12 protein-coding genes and 1 pseudogene are annotated in these 17,253 nt (G+C 58.8%); 8 read left to right on the plus strand and 5 right to left on the minus strand.

Annotated elements, in window-relative coordinates; all coding sequences use genetic code 11:
* From ACPYOJ_RS30080 to ACPYOJ_RS30100, 5 genes are all read left to right on the plus strand, one after another.
* Positions 1–1,345 (plus strand): S8 family serine peptidase (locus tag ACPYOJ_RS30080; RefSeq protein WP_481419520.1); only part of this gene is annotated, 1,345 nt, incomplete at its 5' end.
* Positions 1,346–1,389: 44 nt separating this feature from the next.
* Entirely contained in the window at positions 1,390–2,025 is a 636-nt protein-coding gene (locus ACPYOJ_RS30085; protein ID WP_481419521.1) for a nuclear transport factor 2 family protein, read from the plus strand.
* Between the two features lies 1 nt (position 2,026).
* Complete coding sequence (locus tag ACPYOJ_RS30090; RefSeq protein ID WP_481419522.1) at positions 2,027–3,850, plus strand: hypothetical protein; 1,824 nt, start codon at positions 2,027–2,029, stop codon at positions 3,848–3,850.
* 128 nt (positions 3,851–3,978) lie between these two features.
* Positions 3,979–7,239: an AAA family ATPase gene (locus tag ACPYOJ_RS30095; protein WP_481419523.1), complete on the plus strand. Its 3,261-nt coding sequence runs from the start codon at positions 3,979–3,981 to the stop codon at positions 7,237–7,239.
* Positions 7,240–7,498: 259 nt separating this feature from the next.
* Positions 7,499–7,804: a hypothetical protein gene (locus ACPYOJ_RS30100; protein WP_481419524.1), complete on the plus strand. Its 306-nt coding sequence runs from the start codon at positions 7,499–7,501 to the stop codon at positions 7,802–7,804.
* A gap of 344 nt (positions 7,805–8,148) precedes the next feature.
* Here the strand turns inward: ACPYOJ_RS30100 and ACPYOJ_RS30105 are convergent, their stop codons facing one another.
* Both ACPYOJ_RS30105 and ACPYOJ_RS30110 read right to left on the minus strand, forming a co-directional pair.
* A complete protein-coding gene (locus ACPYOJ_RS30105) occupies positions 8,149–9,309 on the minus strand; it encodes an IS30 family transposase (RefSeq protein WP_481419525.1) in 1,161 nt (386 codons plus the stop codon).
* A gap of 195 nt (positions 9,310–9,504) precedes the next feature.
* Positions 9,505–10,119: a class I SAM-dependent DNA methyltransferase gene (locus ACPYOJ_RS30110; protein ID WP_481419526.1), complete on the minus strand. Its 615-nt coding sequence runs from the start codon at positions 10,117–10,119 to the stop codon at positions 9,505–9,507.
* A gap of 137 nt (positions 10,120–10,256) precedes the next feature.
* On the opposite strand from ACPYOJ_RS30110, the gene ACPYOJ_RS30115 reads away from it, so the two are divergent.
* Positions 10,257–11,291 (plus strand): IS110 family RNA-guided transposase, encoded by a 1,035-nt coding sequence (locus tag ACPYOJ_RS30115; RefSeq protein WP_481419527.1) that lies wholly within the window; start codon positions 10,257–10,259, stop codon positions 11,289–11,291.
* A gap of 579 nt (positions 11,292–11,870) precedes the next feature.
* On the opposite strand, the gene ACPYOJ_RS30120 is transcribed toward ACPYOJ_RS30115, so the two are convergent.
* From ACPYOJ_RS30120 to ACPYOJ_RS30130, 3 genes and pseudogenes are all read right to left on the minus strand, one after another.
* The gene (locus tag ACPYOJ_RS30120) at positions 11,871–12,851 is read right to left on the minus strand and encodes a dienelactone hydrolase family protein (protein ID WP_481419528.1); all 981 of its coding nucleotides are present in this window, start codon (positions 12,849–12,851) and stop codon (positions 11,871–11,873) included.
* Positions 12,852–13,078: 227 nt separating this feature from the next.
* Positions 13,079–13,908: pseudogene (locus ACPYOJ_RS30125) on the minus strand (IS5 family transposase); the annotation flags it as partial.
* 51 nt (positions 13,909–13,959) lie between these two features.
* Complete coding sequence (locus ACPYOJ_RS30130; RefSeq protein WP_481419529.1) at positions 13,960–14,508, minus strand: NUDIX hydrolase; 549 nt, start codon at positions 14,506–14,508, stop codon at positions 13,960–13,962.
* Between the two features lie 97 nt (positions 14,509–14,605).
* Here ACPYOJ_RS30130 and ACPYOJ_RS30135 point away from each other — a divergent pair, with 97 nt between their 5' ends.
* Positions 14,606–15,250, plus strand: coding sequence for a DUF47 domain-containing protein (locus ACPYOJ_RS30135; protein ID WP_481419530.1), 645 nt, complete (start codon positions 14,606–14,608; stop codon positions 15,248–15,250).
* Positions 15,250–16,254 (plus strand): inorganic phosphate transporter, encoded by a 1,005-nt coding sequence (locus ACPYOJ_RS30140; protein ID WP_481419531.1) that lies wholly within the window; start codon positions 15,250–15,252, stop codon positions 16,252–16,254. Before ACPYOJ_RS30135 ends, ACPYOJ_RS30140 begins: the two co-directional genes overlap by 1 nt.
* Positions 16,255–17,253 lie beyond the last annotated feature (999 nt).

The following is a 17,253-nucleotide window of genomic DNA, read 5'->3' on the forward strand; positions in this document are numbered from 1 at the left end:
AGCCTGGCTGTCAACGATCTCTTCGGGCAGAGGAACGTTGTGGATCACCTCAACCGACATGTTGGGCACTGCAGGATACAATACCAACGACATCCTTGCCCCCTGCCCTGAGCTGGTTCCGCCCCCGGCCGACGCCCTCGACCACACTCGCTGCTTCATCGGCACTTCGTCGTCAACACCTTTGACCGCGGGGGTGGCGGGCCTGGTACTCACCGCGAGCCCAGGTCTCACCCGGCTGGAGGTTCAGCACCTGCTACAGGACACGGCGGACAAAATCGAGGATTCAGTCGGCGCGTATTCTCCGGGCAACGGGCGCAGCGCACCGCCCTCTGGCCCCCCTGGCCATGGTTGGGGGCGCCTCAACGCGTTTGAGGCCGTGCGTGTGGTGGCTTCTGCGGCTCAGGGCGGCCGGGCCGGCGTCGACCTCTTTCTGCGCGACAACCGCCTGGACTGGGGCAACACCGAAAAGCCCAGCAATACGCTGTTCGAAGCCCCGCGCGGCACGATCGGCCATTGGGAGAGCATGGACATCAAGGTGGACGCGCCACCCTATCAAACGGCGCCGACCGCCGCGACGTTCGAAAACTTTACCGATGAGACGCCGAGCGCAGCGAGCGGCGACGTCAACCGGGTCTATGTTCGCATTCGTAACCGCGGCCCAGAAGAGGCCGCAACGGCAATAGTCAAGCTCCACTGGGCTCAGTTCGGCACGGCGCTGCCGCCGCTGCCCGCGGACTTTTGGACGCAGTTTCCGGCCGACTCCACCGATACGTCGCAATGGCATCCGCTCAACTGTGCCGGCTCAAGTGCTACGACGTGCACAGTCCAAAATCTCGCCTATTCGGGCGCCTCGGTAGCGATGACGAGCGGCGATGCCGCCCGCATCGTTCAGTTCGACTTTCCGGCCGCCGCAGTTGATTCGGCTTTATCGAACCACTTCTGTCTGCTCGCGATGGTAGATTCCTCCCAGGATCAGATCTCGCAGGCCTCCAAGGCGAGCTTCTTCGTCGACGGGATCACGCCTAACGACAATAACGTTACTCACCGCAATTATGTAAATCTGCCAATGGTGCACTCTTTCGTTGAGCGGCTCCTTGTCCGCAATCCGTTCGATAGGCGGATACGAACTGACCTTCGCGTGATGGCGCCGGCCGATTGGGACGTTTCAATCGATTCCCTCGGGGTCGGAAAGCCATTCGAGCTCAAACCATTAGAGCAGGTTCCTGTCAGCCTGACGATCAGCAACGCATACGGTAGAGGCATCGTAACTCTATCGCAGGAGGAGCTGGAAGGCGAGAAGACTACGCTGATCGGCGGATTGAGCCTGCGCTTTCGGTCTGACTGAATATCGAAGTGCGTATTCTGCAACTGTTGAGCAAGGGGGATATTATGAAAGACCATAAGGAATTTTTCTTTGTTGACCGGTCGCTTCCGGCGGCACTGGCCGTTGCCGCTGGAATCCTGCTGACTCCCTGCCCGTCGGCATTTGCCGCTGAATGCACAAAGAAGCAGCCGGAGCCTGCAATCGACGCCGCTATTGAAACTCAGTGGGGTGGCGTCACTGTGCCGCCTGATGACCGGCAAAAGATCAACGATCTGTTCAGCCGCTACGCCTGGGCTCTCGATCAGCGTGATGCCGACCGGTTCGCAGCTCTGTTTACTGTAACCGGAAGCTACGAGGTTTGCACCGGCGAGGGAAACATTCGAATCTACGTCGCAGCATCGAATGAAGAAATCAAAATGAAGATTAAGCAAGAATTCGACCAGACAGAAGATGTCTTCCAACCCCGACACGTTCTTGCCAATACGCTTCTGCGCGGCCTCGACAAGAGCCAGGCCTTTCTCGAATCGAAGACGACGATGATGGTCACTATTCAACGAAGCGACGGCGATCGAGTGTTGCCTGAGCCGGACTATACGGCGGATGTAAGAGGCACCCTCGAAAGGGATGGCGCCGGGACCTGGAGGTTTAGCAAGCTGACTGTCTACGCCGACACACCGGAATTCGAGCCCATGGGACGGTGAGTTGCGGCACCTGCGCAGAACGCTTGCCGCTGGCTCGGCTGTCATTGCGGCACTCGCCTTTGCCGGTCTGGCAGGCAATTCCGGTGGATCGGGGCGCCCCGGCGCGATCTCGGACGAGACCTTCGCCGATGCCTTGCTGCGCTGGAACGGGGACATATTCTGGGAGCCGGCGTCCCAAAGCATCGACGTCGTTACGCGGTTTGGCGATGAAGCTCGCGCTGTCTTCGGGCCCATTCCCGAAGCAGACTGTGGAAGCCCGGATGCGAGAATCTTTCCGCTCGAAGTCGACGGCAACATTGTCGATCTGGTTCCCAATCCGGACAAGCCCGGCCACGTCCTCGAGTTTCAGCATCGGGACGTCTCCGGCAACGTGGTCAAATGGACTACGAGCATCCCAAAATGCGACAAGCCTTCGCTGGCCGGCACGGTCGCGTATTGCGGGCTGAACTCGCGCTTGCATCGTGTTGTTCGCGGCAATGTGGAATGGCTGTTCTTCTGCCGCAAGTCGAACAGCAGCCAGGAGGTCGCGAGTGATCCCTATTGGCAAAGTTCCGATCCGCGCTTTGCGCTCCTCGGCACGATCGGCTTTAACAAGAGCTCCGGCGAGATCGTGTTCTTTGACGGGCGTAAGGATCGTGCCGGGTTCGACTGGTCGAGGCCCTTTGCTCCGCCGGGCGGCCACTCCTATACGGATGCCACCGGGCGGGCGGCGGCGGCAGCGCTGTACGACCCGACATTCCAGATCCGGTGCCATTCGTGCCACGACAACAAAAGTCCCTACGTCATCGATCCGCACGTGGGACAGTCAAGGGTAGGGTATTTGCTCGGAGGCAGCGATGCTCGTGCCGCTGCATTTGGTCTCGGCGACTATTTGCCCGAAAGATCCCGCTTCGAAGGGGCCCCCTTCCGCATCATCGGATCCGGATATACCAGCAAGTACGAGGGCGACATCGCGGGTGCCAGGACGGTGCGGGATCCGACCGGGAACTGCACGAACTGCCACACGCTGACGACCCAGCTGACGGGCAGGCGCCTGGCTGCCGATGCCGTCGGGCTGCAACCATTCATAACCAATCCCGGCTGGGGACAGACACTCGTTCTCCGGGACGAGAAAAAGACACTCCAGCGGATCGACCGACACAGGACTGACTGGGCACGCCGCGGTGGCGCTGGCAAAATCCACCCGTGGATGGTACCGGGGGACGGCAATGACCTGTCCGCGATTAGCCCGGAAATAGGTGCCGCGGACTGGGAGAGATTGAGCACCTGCCTATGGGGCGCCGGTGGCGCGGAGTGCGGCTATCGGCCTCTCTACACGCCCTGCCCCGCTCCGGAGACGGACGGCACCAGACTCGTCGACGCGGCCGTCGACGTCCTCCCGATGCCGCCTGACAAGGCCGATGCCAGTCGCGCGCTTCGTGTCAGCTGGAAGTATATCAACGACTACGGCGGGGTTCCCGAACGCGACGATGTGCGATTCGATGTGGCGGTACGCCAACAGACGATCGCGACATCCGCCGCCGTTCCCGGAGCCGGCTACCCGAGCATGGATGAGGTCAAGGGAGCGGGATTTACCCTCGTCAGGCAGGGGATCGCCACCTTGCGCACGGCGAAGCTCATCCAGAATATTTCCTATGCGGGGCACACGCGGTGGACGGAACCGGCTCCATCCAGATCGCCTCGGCTGTTCGAATTGTATCTGCCCGCAGTCTGCGGTCAGCGTTATCTCCTGCGCATTACCCCGAAGCGGTTTTGCTTCGATCAGAGCAATGTCGCCTATGGGCCGGCAGATCATTTGCTCTACGCCGACGTCACCTGCGGCTGACCGCAGCTTCGGCATTCCTCCGCTCCTATTGGGTTGACAGCCGCTTGGGCCAGTCACATCGTTGCTGGGCCTACTGTGCGACACTGGCCGCTCGATGAGAGCTACAGGCTGCCGATTGGGAGCTAACGATGGACGACGTTGCGAAATGGCTCGGCGGCTTGGGGCTTCAGCAGTTTGTAAGTACGTTTGCTCTCTTTCAGATAGACTTCGAATCTCTGCGCCTTCTCTCGGACCAGGACTTGCAGGAAATGCAAATCCCGCTTGGTCCGCGCAGGAAAATATTGGCCTCCATCAAATTGCTGAACGAAGCAGGTCCGGCTCAGGATCGTCCCGAGCGGCGGCAGATAACCGTTCTGTTTTGTGACCTCGTAAACTCCACGGAGTATGCTGTTCGCCTGGAACCGGAAGATTTCAGGCAATTGACCGAGAGCTATCTCCAGCGATGCACCAACATAGTGAGAATGCGCGATGGAGGGATTGTAAATTACAGTGGCGACGCTCTCCTGGCACTGTTTGGACATCCGGCCACAGAGGAGGACGATGCCGACCGTGCAATACAGGCGGCATTGGACATCGTACAAATCGCACCAAGCATCGATGTCCCTGGTGGTCCGCCTGTCCAAGTGCGTATCGGAATTGCAAGCGGCCTTGCAGTCGTGGGCAAGCTTCTCGACGCGCGGGTTGGCGTACCGCCTGTCCCTTTTGGCCCCCTTCCGAGTCTGGCTCAAAGGTTGCAAGCCCTCGCGCTCCCTCAAACCATCCTGACGGATCAGCACACTTACAATGCGACAGCCGGCGCGTTCGAATTCACCGATATGGGGCTGCATTCGCTGAAGGGATTGCCCGAACTCCGAGTCTGGCGTGTTGAACGGCCTCGAGTCCTCGAAAGCCGGTTTGCCAAGAAGGCCAGATTGTTCAAGTTTGTCGGCCGCAGCGCGCAGCTGCGCAGCCTCGTCAGACATTGGGACAAGGTGATCGCGGAACGTCGCGGCCGGGTCGTTATTCTATTCGGAGAACCAGGCATCGGAAAATCTCGCCTCGCTTTCGAGGTCCAGCAGCGGATCCCGCAATGCACGCATTTGGCGCTTCAGTGTTCGGCGACTTTTTCCAACAGTGCCTTCTACCCGTTTCTCAATCTTCTGAAACGCCACGCGGGCATCCATGACGGGGACCCGCTAGACATCACGCGGCGCCGTCTCGAGGCTGTTCTGGCAACGAGCGGGATTCCAAAAGATGTATCGCTGCCGATATTCGCGAGGCTGTTGTCGATTCCGCAGTTGTTCGTTCCCCAGCCAGGTTCTCCGCCTGTGGAGTTGAGCTCCCGACGCCAACAGACCATTTCGCGCCGGGTTCTGGTGGACTGGTTGCACCATCTCGCTCAACTCAATCCTGTTCTCGCCACGTTCGAGGATGAGCAATGGATCGATCCGTCATCCCGCGACGTCCTGGACGCGCTTGTCAACGAAGCCCCCTCGCACCCGATGTTGATATTGGTCACCAGTCGGGGAAAGTCCGCGGGGACGGGCGTAAAAGCCAGGCACGTATTCGAAATGGAGCTGACGCGCCTGAGCCGAAGTGAGTCCCAGACGCTGGTTCATGACGTTGCAGCAGGCGCAAACCTTTCGGAAGAGACACGCGCACGCGTCCTGAACACGGCTGAAGGCGTGCCGCTTTATGTCGAGGAACTTACGCGCGCTGCGATGGAGACGGGTCTGCCTCTCGATCATCGGGAGCAAGAGGCCCCCAAACCTGACGTCCGCGTTCCCAGGGTCTTGCAACTGTCCATGCTGTCGCGCCTGGACAAGCTGGGACCGGGCAAGGTGATTTCGCAGATGGCCGCGGTCATCGGCCGCGAGTTCGATCTCAAGCTGTTGGCCCATCTCTGCGGCCTTTCGACGAGGGCTCTCGGCTTGGCGATTGTGGGGCTGACCGAGGCGGGGCTCGTTGCACCTCAGCTCTCCGCAAAAAGCTCCTCGTATGCATTCACGCACGCCCTGCTGCAGGAGGCGGCTCGCAGCACGCTGGTGCGCGAGCGCCGGCAGGAACTACATGGAAAGGTGGCGCGAGCCATAGAGAGCCTGGACCCGAAGAATGCGGCAGAACATCCTGAGCTGCTTGCCCAGCATTTTGCAGAGGCCGGCATGTTTGGGCGGGCGGCCGACTGCTGGCTCGCTGCCGGACGTAACGTTGCAAAGACTTGGGCCAAGGTCGAGGCAGCCAACATGTTCGCGATGGGCCTGGCTTGTCTCGATCGGTTGCCGGCTTCGCGGGAGCGCAGCGAAAAGGCCCTGTGCTTCGAACTTAAGCGAGGGGATGTCCTATACGCCACGTTCGGATATGTGACGCGCGAGGGTAGTACAGCGTATCGCAACGCCATGCGTCTCAGCAAGGAGCTCGGCGACTCGGAGGCGCTGATCAGCGCTCTGGACGGATTGTTCGGCACTGCCTTCAACTCGGCTCGTTTCACCGATGCCGAATGGGCTAGCGACCAGCTGATCGAAATTGGCAAAAAAAGCAACAACCTCAGAGCGCGCGTTCTCGGCCTGCAGTTCAAAGGCATGAGCGTCTTTTGCGGCGGCAACTTCAGGGGCGCCCGCCGATATCTTGAACGGTCGCTCGGCCATGAGGCACAGGCCGAGTTGGTCGGCAGCGATTTCCCGAGCATGGCTTATCTATATCTATCTTGGACAATGCACATTCTTGGTCACCCACGGCAGGCCTTCGAGCACTACAGCAAGGCGGAAGCCGTAACGCGCAAGCAAGCCGCGGCCCGGGTTGAGCGATGGGAATACAGGCTGTCTGCGTGCCTCGGTAACGGCTGTATATTGTTTGCCCTGCAGAACAACACTGCCAAACTGAAGCACGCGACTGAGGAGCTCGTTCCGCTGGCGCATGAGCATGGCCTCAAGCTTTGGGAAAATATGGGAAATTTCTTCAAAGGTTGGGCGATGGGCACTGACAATCATGATCCCGCTGGATTGCAGAGCATGCAGACCGTATGCGACGGGCTTGGAGAGCAGAAGATCGATAAGTCTTGCTACTTGGGACTGCTTGCGAGTGCTTATATTCAATCAGGCGATCTCGGAAAGGCCGTCACAGCGATTGAACAAGGGCTGGAACACGCCAGAAGCACCGGTGAGTACTATTTTGCCGCAGAACTCACTCGGCTTCGTGGCGAAGTCCAGCTGCAGCGCGCGGGCGACCCAGTAGATGCAGAGGCTTCTTTCCGGGAAGCAATGGATCTTGCGCGAGAGCAAGGTGCGAAAGCCTGGGAAATTAAGGCAACCCAGAGTTTGGCCTCACTTTTGACTTCGCTTGGGCGCCAGCGAGAAGTCGACAATCAGTTCGAACCGGTCATCACAAAGCTCGAGCGCAGCCCAAGGGGATGATATCCCGCCGCGTTGCCGGCTTCCATAGTTGTTGCCCGTATGAACACTCGCGAAAGCCTAATCTTTGCGGCCGAGATCGAGGGCGGTGGCATAACCCCAGCCGAGATCTTCCGGAAAAAACTGCTCGCTGCCCGTCCTCGTCCGAGGCGAGGTCGCAAACCAAGTGGATCCGATAGAGGACGGCTTGTCCAAAGTTCGAGTTGACCGTTTTCGGCATCGAGGAGACACTCGCAACCTACAGCAAGGCGGGAGGAAAACGATGGATGAGCCAAACCGCTGGCGCCAGATGGCAAGCGCTCCGAAAGACGGCAGTCGGATCCTCGTCACGATCCGCCCATCCGAACAGGGGCCAGCAGAAGTTGACCTCGCATATTGGTCGAATGGCGATCAGTTCGGTGCGGAAGGCTGGCGCGCCTCTGATTCCTCGCCAGGCCGGATCATCGAATATGCCGAGCCGGAAATCAAATGCTGGATGCCGATGCCCTCAGCCAATCTCAATCGCACCTCGATGCCCTCCCCTTGGGAAGGAGACGACGCCCAGGAGCTCGACGGGTCAGGGATTTGAGAACTCGCGCCGCCACTGCGAAGATTCGATACGCGGCGGGTGGCAAAATCCAATTGAGGACGGTCGGAGTCACCAACTCCGAGGCGCCGAAGATCGGAAGGGCGTTGCGGCCGATACGTCTTCCGCGCATGACGAGCTCTATGTGAACGACCGGGTATCCTATTGCGCTGCTTGGAGCATTTGGCACTGCGATACCAGTTCCGACGATGCTGCATTCAGCGCAAACCTTCCGCCTCGCGGATCCACCGCGATGTCCGCTTCTGGGAGGCGGCTAGGATGCAAGTTTTGGCCGGAATTGAGGGCGCCATGCTGACGCGGTCCAATGACCGCAATCGGCAGTGGGTTCAATTGATCGCCGCAACACACTCTGCAAATCTCTCCGCGGGCGTCTGATAAAGCAAGGTCTTCCTTGGACGTTCGTTGAGCTGCCTGGCGATTGCATTAAGCTGGGCTTGGCTATGTACGGACAGGTCAGTGGCGCGCGGTAGATATTGGCGCAGCAATCGATTGGTGTCCTCATTTGAGCCGCGCTGCCAGGGTGACCTGGGATCGCAGAAGTAAACTTCAACGTCAGCGGCTATTGCCAATCGTTGATGGTCAGCCAACTCCTTGCCCCGATCCCAGGTCAGTGATTTGTAGAGTTCGCCCGGCAGTTTCTGCGACTGCTTTATCAGCGCAGAGACCACGCTTTCGGTATCCTTATTTGCGACCTTGATCAGCATGACGTAGCGCGAGTGTCGCTCGACCAACGTTGCGATGTAACTGTTCTTCGACCCGCCGATAAGATCGCCCTCCCAGTGACCGGGAACTGCACGGTCTTCAGCGGACGCAGGTCTCTCGCTTATGGAAATCGCGTCCCTGATCTGGCCTAAGCCACTTCGTTTCATGCTGGCGTGCCGGGAACGACGGATTGTTCGGCTTGCCCTGAGGTGTTCAAGCAATTCTTTCTTCAGCACCCCGCGGGCTTGGATATACAGGCTGCGATAGATCGTTTCGTGCCACACCTGTTTGAGTGGCTCCCCTGGGTAAGTGCGCTTGAGCCAGCCAGCAATCTGCTCTGGCGACCATCTCCGGTTTAGCTTGGCAGACACTGTGCGGGCCAAGGACGCATAGCAAGCCAGCTTGCATGTCTTGGGACGCAAAGAGCGATCCCAGGCAGCCTGGTCTGAGCGTGCGGCCCGATACCGGTCAACTCCGCCATTGCGACGAACTTCACGGCTGATCGTAGATGGAGATCGGCCCAATGTGTAGGCAATCGATCGTAGGGAACGTTGGCTGCTCAGCCCGCGGGATATTTCCTCGCGCTCATCCAGACTAAGTGCCTTCGCCGCGCGCCGCCGCTCGGCTGGGCGTATCCCACCGGTCGGCGAGATAACTGAAAATACCGATGACGATCCTCGATCAAAAAGACGACCGATCGACTTCATCGACTCGCCAGCCTGCCAACGGTCCCAGATTTCCGATCGTTGAGCAGCAGAAAGATACAGGCGACTGCGACGCTTCATGTCCACACTCCTCTTTAGCAAAAGAATAGTGTGTTGCGTCCATCCCTTGAGCCCACCGCCCAAAGCGGACCTTACTATTGCGGAAGCCGGTAAACTGAAACGTGTGATCTGGATGACGCAGTAAACGGAGTGCCGATCCAATCACCATGACGGCTTTCTAATCTAAATCCGGCGATTTGAGCCATTAGGTCAAGCTCAGAGGGCCAGATGTGTCGATGCGGCGACCGGAAGAGACGGGCCTCCTTTGCCGTCGCGGAAGTTGAAATGGTGCGAAACGACGTGCTGGGCGACAGGGTCGCATGTGTCGATGAGCATGTATCCGTCATGCGACTGCCCGATAACAGCTTGTGGATCAGACCGATGCGGAATGGTCGGAACCCAAAGTTCGATGACGAACCGTCCGCCCGGACGAAGGTGCCGCGCGGCATTATGGAAGCACTCGACCTGTTCTTGCTGGGACATAACGTTCGAGATGCCATTAAAGACCAAGTATACCAGATTGAATTGTCCGGGCACGGTCGCCATAGTCATATCGCCAAGCACCACAGGGATGTCATTCTCGCTCACCTTCGTGCGCAACTGCCGAAGCATTGCTGGCGCGAGTTCGATACCACTGACGGATATGCCCTTTTCAGAGAGCGGGATGGCTACTCGGCCGGTGCCAATCGCAAGCTCCAAAGCTGTACCGCCCTCCGCGAGAGAGGTAAGTCGGTCGACGGCGGGATCGAGAACTTCAGGAGCGAACATCCCGGTTCCCGGCGTATCATAACTTTCGGCCGCTTCGACATCCCATAAATCCTCGTGCTTCATGAAAACCCTCCATTTCATGAAGCCTTAGCACCGGACATTTGACATGTCAGCTGTTGATGCTGTGGACGGCTCCTCCGCCGGCATCGCGATGTGCCAAGATTGCGGTGTTGCTAGGAACCGCATGGGAGGAGCCATCCATGGAAGAGATTACCACGATTGGACTCGACATTGCTAAGTCGGTGTTCCAGGTGCACGCCATTTCCGCAACCGGCACGGCCGTCGTTCGCCGACCACTGAAGCGCCGTTATATTGCTCAGTTCTTTGCAGGCCTTAAACCGTGCCTGATTGGCATGGAAGCCTGTGCGACTGCCCACCATTGGGGGCGAGAGCTGACGAAGCTCGGTCACGAGGTGCGGCTCATGCCGCCCCGCTATGTGAAGCCGTACGTGAAGCGCAACAAGAACGATGCGGCTGATGCCGAAGCCATATGCGAAGCGGTGATGCGACCGAACATGCGCTTTGTCCCGATCAAGACAGTGGACCAGCAGTCGATCCTGATGCTTCATCGTACCCGTATGCTGTTCATTCGCCAGCGCACGATGACGATCAATGCTGTCCGCGCCCATCTTGCCGAGTTCGGCATCGTCGCGGGCGTCGGGCGCAATGGGCTGCAGGCACTTCTTGATCTTATCCGGAAGGGCGAAAAGACTGAGATACCGGCAGAGGCGTACCTATGTCTCGCAGCACTGGCAGATCAAGTTGACTTGCTGAAGCAGCGCATATTGGACATGGATCGGCGGATTTTGAAATGGCATCGCGCCAACGATCTCAGCCGCAAGCTCGAAGCAATTCCAGGCGTTGGCCCCCTGGTGGCAACGGCGTTGGCGGCCAGCGTCCCCGATCCAACCGTCTTTCGCTCAGGTCGTGATCTGAGTGCCTGGATCGGGTTGGTACCCAAGCAAAACTCGAGCGGCGGCAAGGAGAAGCTTGGAGGCATCAGCAAGGCCGGAAACCGATACCTCCGGCAATTGTTGGTCGTCGGCGCGTTGGCGGTGATCAAGCGAGCGAAGCTATTGGGTCATACTCGCCACCCCTGGCTCGTCAACCTCATGGAGCGCCGGTCCTCGAAAGTGGTGGCGGTAGCGCTCGCCAACAAGATGGCGCGGGTTGCCTGGGCAATGATGAGCCGTAACGAACCCTATCGAATAACACCGGTCCTAGCCGGAGCCTGAAAACACGACGCTATGTCGTGAACGTCGTTGGTAAAGAGCAGGAGACTTATAACGCACCTATGCCAGTCGGCCCAAGGAAAGGGACAACCCACTATGCGCCAGGCGCTTCGAGCGCGAGCTATTGACCGGGACCCAATCTGCGGAGAGCATTATGGCCAGCGGCCCTGTTCTGCGCCGCATTCAAAGGCCGGACACATGGCAGCTCCGACCAGCAGCGTGCAAAAAGTCAAAAACCTCTTGCCAACCCGGAGCCGTCCACACATGGCGCTTTGCAGCCAAGTGCGGTCTGAGCTCGCCCGTGAAGAAGGCGGTGTTCCTCAGAGCCTACAGCATGTGGAACTGGCGGCAAAAAAGGTGACCGCGCGGCACCAGCACGAGGCAATGCCAAAAAGCGCCCCAGCGCACGGCCGGAGCCTCCGGCCCGACCTCCCAAAGGCTTGATCTCAAGCCATCTTTGAAACATGCCCGCGCTTCGCGCCGGACGCCTAAATCCGCAGCTCAAGGCTCACACAAGTGGTTAGGCAGCGAGTCTGCGAGAAACGCCGACCGCCCTTCAAATGCTTGACCCCGGATACCGGATCAGTTGAGGTGAAATACTTCAGCTAGAAACATCTTGACGGCTGCTTGTGCCGCCTCAGCCGCGACTTTGTCGTAACCCACGGTCGAACCGAGTGCCACACAAGCATCATCGTAGCTGAAGGGCTTGCCAGTCTCGACGTTCAGTATCTTGCCGTCTTCTTCGCGGCGCTGACAGTTGCGCGAAGTTTGTGCGTTTTCAACCAAACCCGGTCGTACATCACGATTATCAAATCCGTGGTGCGCTCCGGGATATTCGGTCATCACAGCGTCTTTTCCCGTGGCGGCGAGGCGCGCAATGTAGTCGCGGCAGGTCGTAGCCAGGGTCGTGTCGTCCGCCGCGCCATGGAATTCGCGGATCGGTGCGTCAGCGATGTCGAGTTCGCCGATGAACTGAATGTTGCAGGCAGGATAGAACGACACATGCGCGGCGATAGGCGCCTTTGTCGACCCATAAAGCGTTTGAAAGCGCCGCATGCTTGTGTAGAGCGCAGCGGAGGCACCACGCGAGAAGCCCATCACGGCGATGCGGGAAGGATCAATACGCGGGTGACCGGCGAGCACGTCGACGGCGCGATAGGTGTCGTAGAACTGTGCGAGGAAGCTCAGCCGCGACTGATCTGTTTCAACCTCCTCTATGCCTCGGCCGCCGAAGCTGTCGAGGCGGAATGTCGCAATTCCCATTCCGTTGAGAAGCGCGCTCCATCGGGAACTCGTGACACTTGTCGCTTCACCGGAGCCGTGGAGTAGAATGACAGCCGGAAGATGCTCGTTCCAACCGGGAAACCGAAGCTCGCCCGTGAGCGTAACAGCAACGCCGTTCGCCGTGTCGCCCCGCAGGAACTGCTCGTCCGTCAAGGTGAGCGACGGTACGTTCAACGTCTCATCGGGGGGAAATTTTGGCTGGGTTTCTCCCGAGGCCGCCGCCGACAGGGAGAGGCCCACGATAACAAGATGGGCGGCGAAGGTATGAAATCGTCCCATGTAAGCACCCCGCTCACGATGGTTAACTTAACACGTTACGCCGCCAAACCATACCGTTCTCCCTCGTACTATGTTGGACCGGCGGGACCGGCCATTCAGCAAGAGGTTTTGAGGTGGGAAGAGTCGTTCACTCGGTATGTGGTGGATTTGCATCGGGCTGAAATCGTCGGTGCGATCCCCAAAATCGATCTTTGTAGTTTTCGGCACCCTCTGGGATGGAACCTTAGCTCGGGGTGTGCGCACGCAAGCATCCGATTGAAAACGGCGCAGCCGATGGCAACCTCGCTCTGTTGCGCTCCGAAGGTTCGTGCGCGCAATCGGCCACCGATGATCGACTTGTAGCGACCGATCGCGGCCTCGACCAGCGAACGCTTGCCGTAGCCAGTCGCAGTCTGCCACTTCATTCGTCCGTCCGTGTTGATCGCCGCGATATGTTGGTCTCGTTGAGTAGGGGGCTCGGTGTCCGGCCTTTCCACCGCGTTGGCGCGGGGCGGAATGACAACGGCAGCATCGACGCTGTGCTTGACGACGGCGTCGTAAGTCGGGTTACCGTCATAGGCTCCATCGGCCGTGAACTGACCGATCTGAGCGTCGATCTGGTCGAGTAGCGGCTCCACCTGCGAGGCATCACCAGCGTCTTGGTCGGTCATGACATGGGCGATGGTCTCGCCGCTGTCGGCATCCAGCGCCAGATGCAACTTCCGCCAACTGCGACGAGATCTGGCACCGTGCTTCTCCTCCAACCACTGGCCCGCGCCGTAGACTTCAAGCCCGGTGCTGTCGATGAGGACGTGCACAGGCCCTTCTGCTGAAACGGAGCGGCCTCGCCGTCTGTCAAATGATCGACCCCTCCGTGCCCGTCGGCTCAGCGTCGTGTGATCGGGGACGGCGAGATCCAGTCCCATCAGTTTCAGCACCGATGCCAGCAAACCCTCCGTCTGGCGCAGCCGCAAGCCGAACACCAGGCCCAGCGTCAGAGCGGTCTCGATCGCAAGATCGGAATAGCGGGTTGACCGCCGCGCATCGTCCGCTTCGTTGCAAAAAAACCAACTATTGCACTTGCCGCTCACCTACGCCAACGCAATTAACGATCCGCGCACCAAGGTAGCTATTTGCAGCTATCCGGCACCGCGCGTGTCTTTATGTTTCGATTCTTTCGCGGTTTAAAGCCGAGGAGCAGTGTTCTCAGCTCGGGCTCACTGACGCGTCTGGCCGCTTCCTCGGGGCTGACCCACTCAAGCATCCGCTGCCCCTTCTCCTTGAAGTATTTTTTCTTCTCAGCCATCCTGATCTGAAAGACATCTACCATGCATGGTACAAGCTCCTGGCCGTCTAGCACCTTCAAGTATGTGTAACGACCGACTGGCCGCTTTTTCACTTCTCCACGTATCCCTGCTTCTTCCCACGCTTCCGTGGCTGCAGCTTCAAACGGCTTTTTCCCCTCGATGGGCCACCCCTTGGGGATGATCCACCGGCCGCTGTCTCTCGACGTTATGAGAAGAACCTCTATCCCAGATGCATCGCGTTTGTCGCGAAAGCACAGTGCCGCGTATTGCTGCGGGAACCGCCCTGCAAATAGCTTATCGGGGACTGTGGCCAATTGCCGAAGAAGAGCACGTGGCTCCTGTGCCTGCCGTTTGCGAGGTTTTTTCGCCATAAGATTAAGCCTGACCGCGGTTTCCCATTGCCCCGACCGCCTGCGGGCATTTATGACACATTTATGACAATCACGCGGAGCCTGGAAGCTACTTTTCATGATGGACATTTTTCGTAAGCTGATGCCGCGGGAGGATAGTTTCTTTGATATGTTTTCTAAGCATTCGAAGACCGTCGTCAGTGCTGCGGGAGCTTTGCGCGACCTTCTGAACGGCACGGACGTGGATCAAAATTGCCGGCGCATCATCACCCTTGAGAACGAAGCCGACGACATTACACGCGAGGTGTTGCTCGCGGTCAGGCGCAGCTTCATTACACCGTTCGACCGTGGTGACATCAAGGACCTTATCCAGTCGATGGACGATGCCATCGATATGATGCACAAGACGGTCAAGACCATCCGGCTGTTCGAGCAATCGAGCTTCGATCCGCTGATGCAGCAGATGGGCGAGGAGATCGTCAAGGCGGCAAACCTCATTGCAGAAGCAGTTTCGCTTCTCAACAAGGTTGGCACGAACGCGCAACGCCTCTCTACCATTGCGGAAGAGGTCACTCGCGTGGAGGGCCGGGCCGATGAACTCCACGACGAAGGCCTGAAAGACCTGTTCAGGCGCCATGGGGCCAAGGGAGACGCCATGGCCTATCTGATCGGCAGTGAGATCTACGGCGAACTCGAAAAAGTCGTCGACCGGTTCGAAGACGTCGCCAATGAGATTAGCGGCATTGTCATCGAGAACGTTTGATGGACGTTTCGTTAGCTTTGCCACTCCTCGTTGGCTTGATCGTCGTTGCGCTATTCTTCGACTTTCTGAACGGCTTGCATGACGCGGCCAACTCCATTGCGACCATCGTGTCTACACGTGTGCTTCGCCCCCAATACGCCGTCTTATGGGCAGCGTTCTTCAATTTCATCGCTTTCGCGTTCTTCGGTCTTCATGTGGCAGAGACGGTTGGAACGGGCATCATTGATCCCGTCATTGTTTCTCCGCAGGTGATCTTTGCGGCCTTGATGGGTGCAATCGTTTGGAACATCGTCACCTGGATTTTCGGTCTTCCTTCCAGTTCATCGCATGCGCTGGTTGGCGGTCTCGTCGGTGCAGGCTGGGCGAAAGTGGGTTTCGGTTCAATTGTCTGGGGCGGCTTCCTGAAAACAGTCGGAGCGATTTTCTTCTCTCCGGCTGTCGGCTTCTTCCTTGCATTGCTACTAGTACTTCTCGTTTCCTGGCTCTTTGTACGGCAAACGCCATTCGCCGTGGATCGCACGTTCCGCATCTTGCAGTTCGTGTCCGCCTCCCTCTATTCGCTCGGGCATGGCGGCAATGATGCGCAGAAGACGATGGGCATCATTGCCGTATTGCTGTTCAGCCAAGGTTACTTGGGTTCGGAATTCCGCGTGCCGTTCTGGGTGGTGATCGCTTGCCAGTCTGCGATGGCACTTGGCACGCTCTTCGGCGGCTGGCGCATCGTCCACACAATGGGGTCGAAAATCACGCGCCTTAATCCAATGCAGGGGTTCTGCGCCGAAACAGGTGGAGCATTGACGCTGTTTGGTGCCACGTGGCTTGGCATCCCGGTTTCGACAACACATACCATTACCGGCGCGATTGTTGGCGTTGGGGCGGCGCGGCGGTTGTCAGCCGTGAGGTGGGGATTGGCCGGCAATATCGTGATTGCGTGGATCATCACGATGCCTGCCGCTGCCACGATTTCGGCACTCTTCTATAGCCTCACAAGCCTTTTCAGTTAGGACGTCTTCGACGCCTGAGGCTGTCACCCCAAGACAGCGCCATGACAAGCCACGGCGCTATCCCCAAAATCCAACCCCTGGCGCCGTGGTTCATGGAAGCAGGCTCTGGGGCGGCCTTCTGCAGCCCGCAGCGCTGGTCGTCTTCTTCGGCTAATGCCCACGCGCCGCAGGTCTGGAACATTCGCAAAATCTGCTCGTTGTACCTTCGGGATCGTGTGGCACGGGTTACTGTTTGCCCCTTCCTTGCCCTCGGAAGGTCGCGCGATCCTCATTGCCCCGTTTCCGCAGGGCTTCTTTTTGATCGTACGGCAGCGTACTGGAATCCAAGGCCCGTCCGCTCGTTGATTCGATGGATTGCGCCGTTGGCATCGCTGCCAGCGCATCCAGCCAGCCACACTGGCGACCTGAGCCCGTAACGACTCTCCACAGCACGCGGGGTTTCTTTTTGTCCGTCGGTCCCGCGCGTTTCCCAATGACCTGACCCGCTCCGGCGGGCTTTTTATGGAACATTACGGAACCAGCCTTGTTTAGCACAATTCGGCCGCGTGGCAGTTCCTCCTGTTCAACCGGATGACACCCCTCTCCGGGTGCCGCGTGGTCAATCCTGCGCTGAATGGCAGGGGATCCATGACGCGCGGCAAGGGCTCGCTTTCCGTAGGGGCGGGCCCTTCGATCCTAACCCTAATTGATTATTGACCAGCAGGCTCCCCGGAGCTTTAGTTTTAGGCGCTGGAGCCCCAAAGCACAGCGCCGTGACGGCCCCGTTACCCAATATCCGAGGCCGCCATTAGACCAGGGGCTCGCTATCTTTGACCCTTTGGACGAGCCCCTTGGTCATATTTCCAAGTCTGGTGCGACGGCCCTGTCTGCCCCGCAGAGAGAGCCGCTGGCGGCCGGTGTGACCGATGCGCTCCGGACGCACTCGGTAGTTTGGCGGCGGTGTTGGACGCTCTCCGCTGATGGCTAAGCGCACGCCACCGACGGGAACAATGGGCAGCC

This window comes from Rhizobium sp. SVR5-9E (genome assembly GCF_056755095.1).

Bases quoted from the DNA above. Each gene is read 5' to 3' on its own strand.
- ACPYOJ_RS30085 (WP_481419521.1), top strand. From the start codon at position 1,390: ATGAAAGACCATAAGGAATTTTTCTTTGTTGACCGGTCGCTTCCGGCG.
- ACPYOJ_RS30095 (WP_481419523.1), top strand. From the start codon at position 3,979: ATGGACGACGTTGCGAAATGGCTCGGCGGCTTGGGGCTTCAGCAGTTT.
- ACPYOJ_RS30100 (WP_481419524.1), top strand. From the start codon at position 7,499: ATGGATGAGCCAAACCGCTGGCGCCAGATGGCAAGCGCTCCGAAAGAC.
- ACPYOJ_RS30105 (WP_481419525.1), bottom strand. From the start codon at position 9,309: ATGAAGCGTCGCAGTCGCCTGTATCTTTCTGCTGCTCAACGATCGGAA.
- ACPYOJ_RS30110 (WP_481419526.1), bottom strand. From the start codon at position 10,119: ATGAAGCACGAGGATTTATGGGATGTCGAAGCGGCCGAAAGTTATGAT.
- ACPYOJ_RS30115 (WP_481419527.1), top strand. From the start codon at position 10,257: ATGGAAGAGATTACCACGATTGGACTCGACATTGCTAAGTCGGTGTTC.
- ACPYOJ_RS30120 (WP_481419528.1), bottom strand. From the start codon at position 12,851: ATGGGACGATTTCATACCTTCGCCGCCCATCTTGTTATCGTGGGCCTC.
- ACPYOJ_RS30130 (WP_481419529.1), bottom strand. From the start codon at position 14,508: ATGGCGAAAAAACCTCGCAAACGGCAGGCACAGGAGCCACGTGCTCTT.
- ACPYOJ_RS30135 (WP_481419530.1), top strand. From the start codon at position 14,606: ATGATGGACATTTTTCGTAAGCTGATGCCGCGGGAGGATAGTTTCTTT.
- ACPYOJ_RS30140 (WP_481419531.1), top strand. From the start codon at position 15,250: ATGGACGTTTCGTTAGCTTTGCCACTCCTCGTTGGCTTGATCGTCGTT.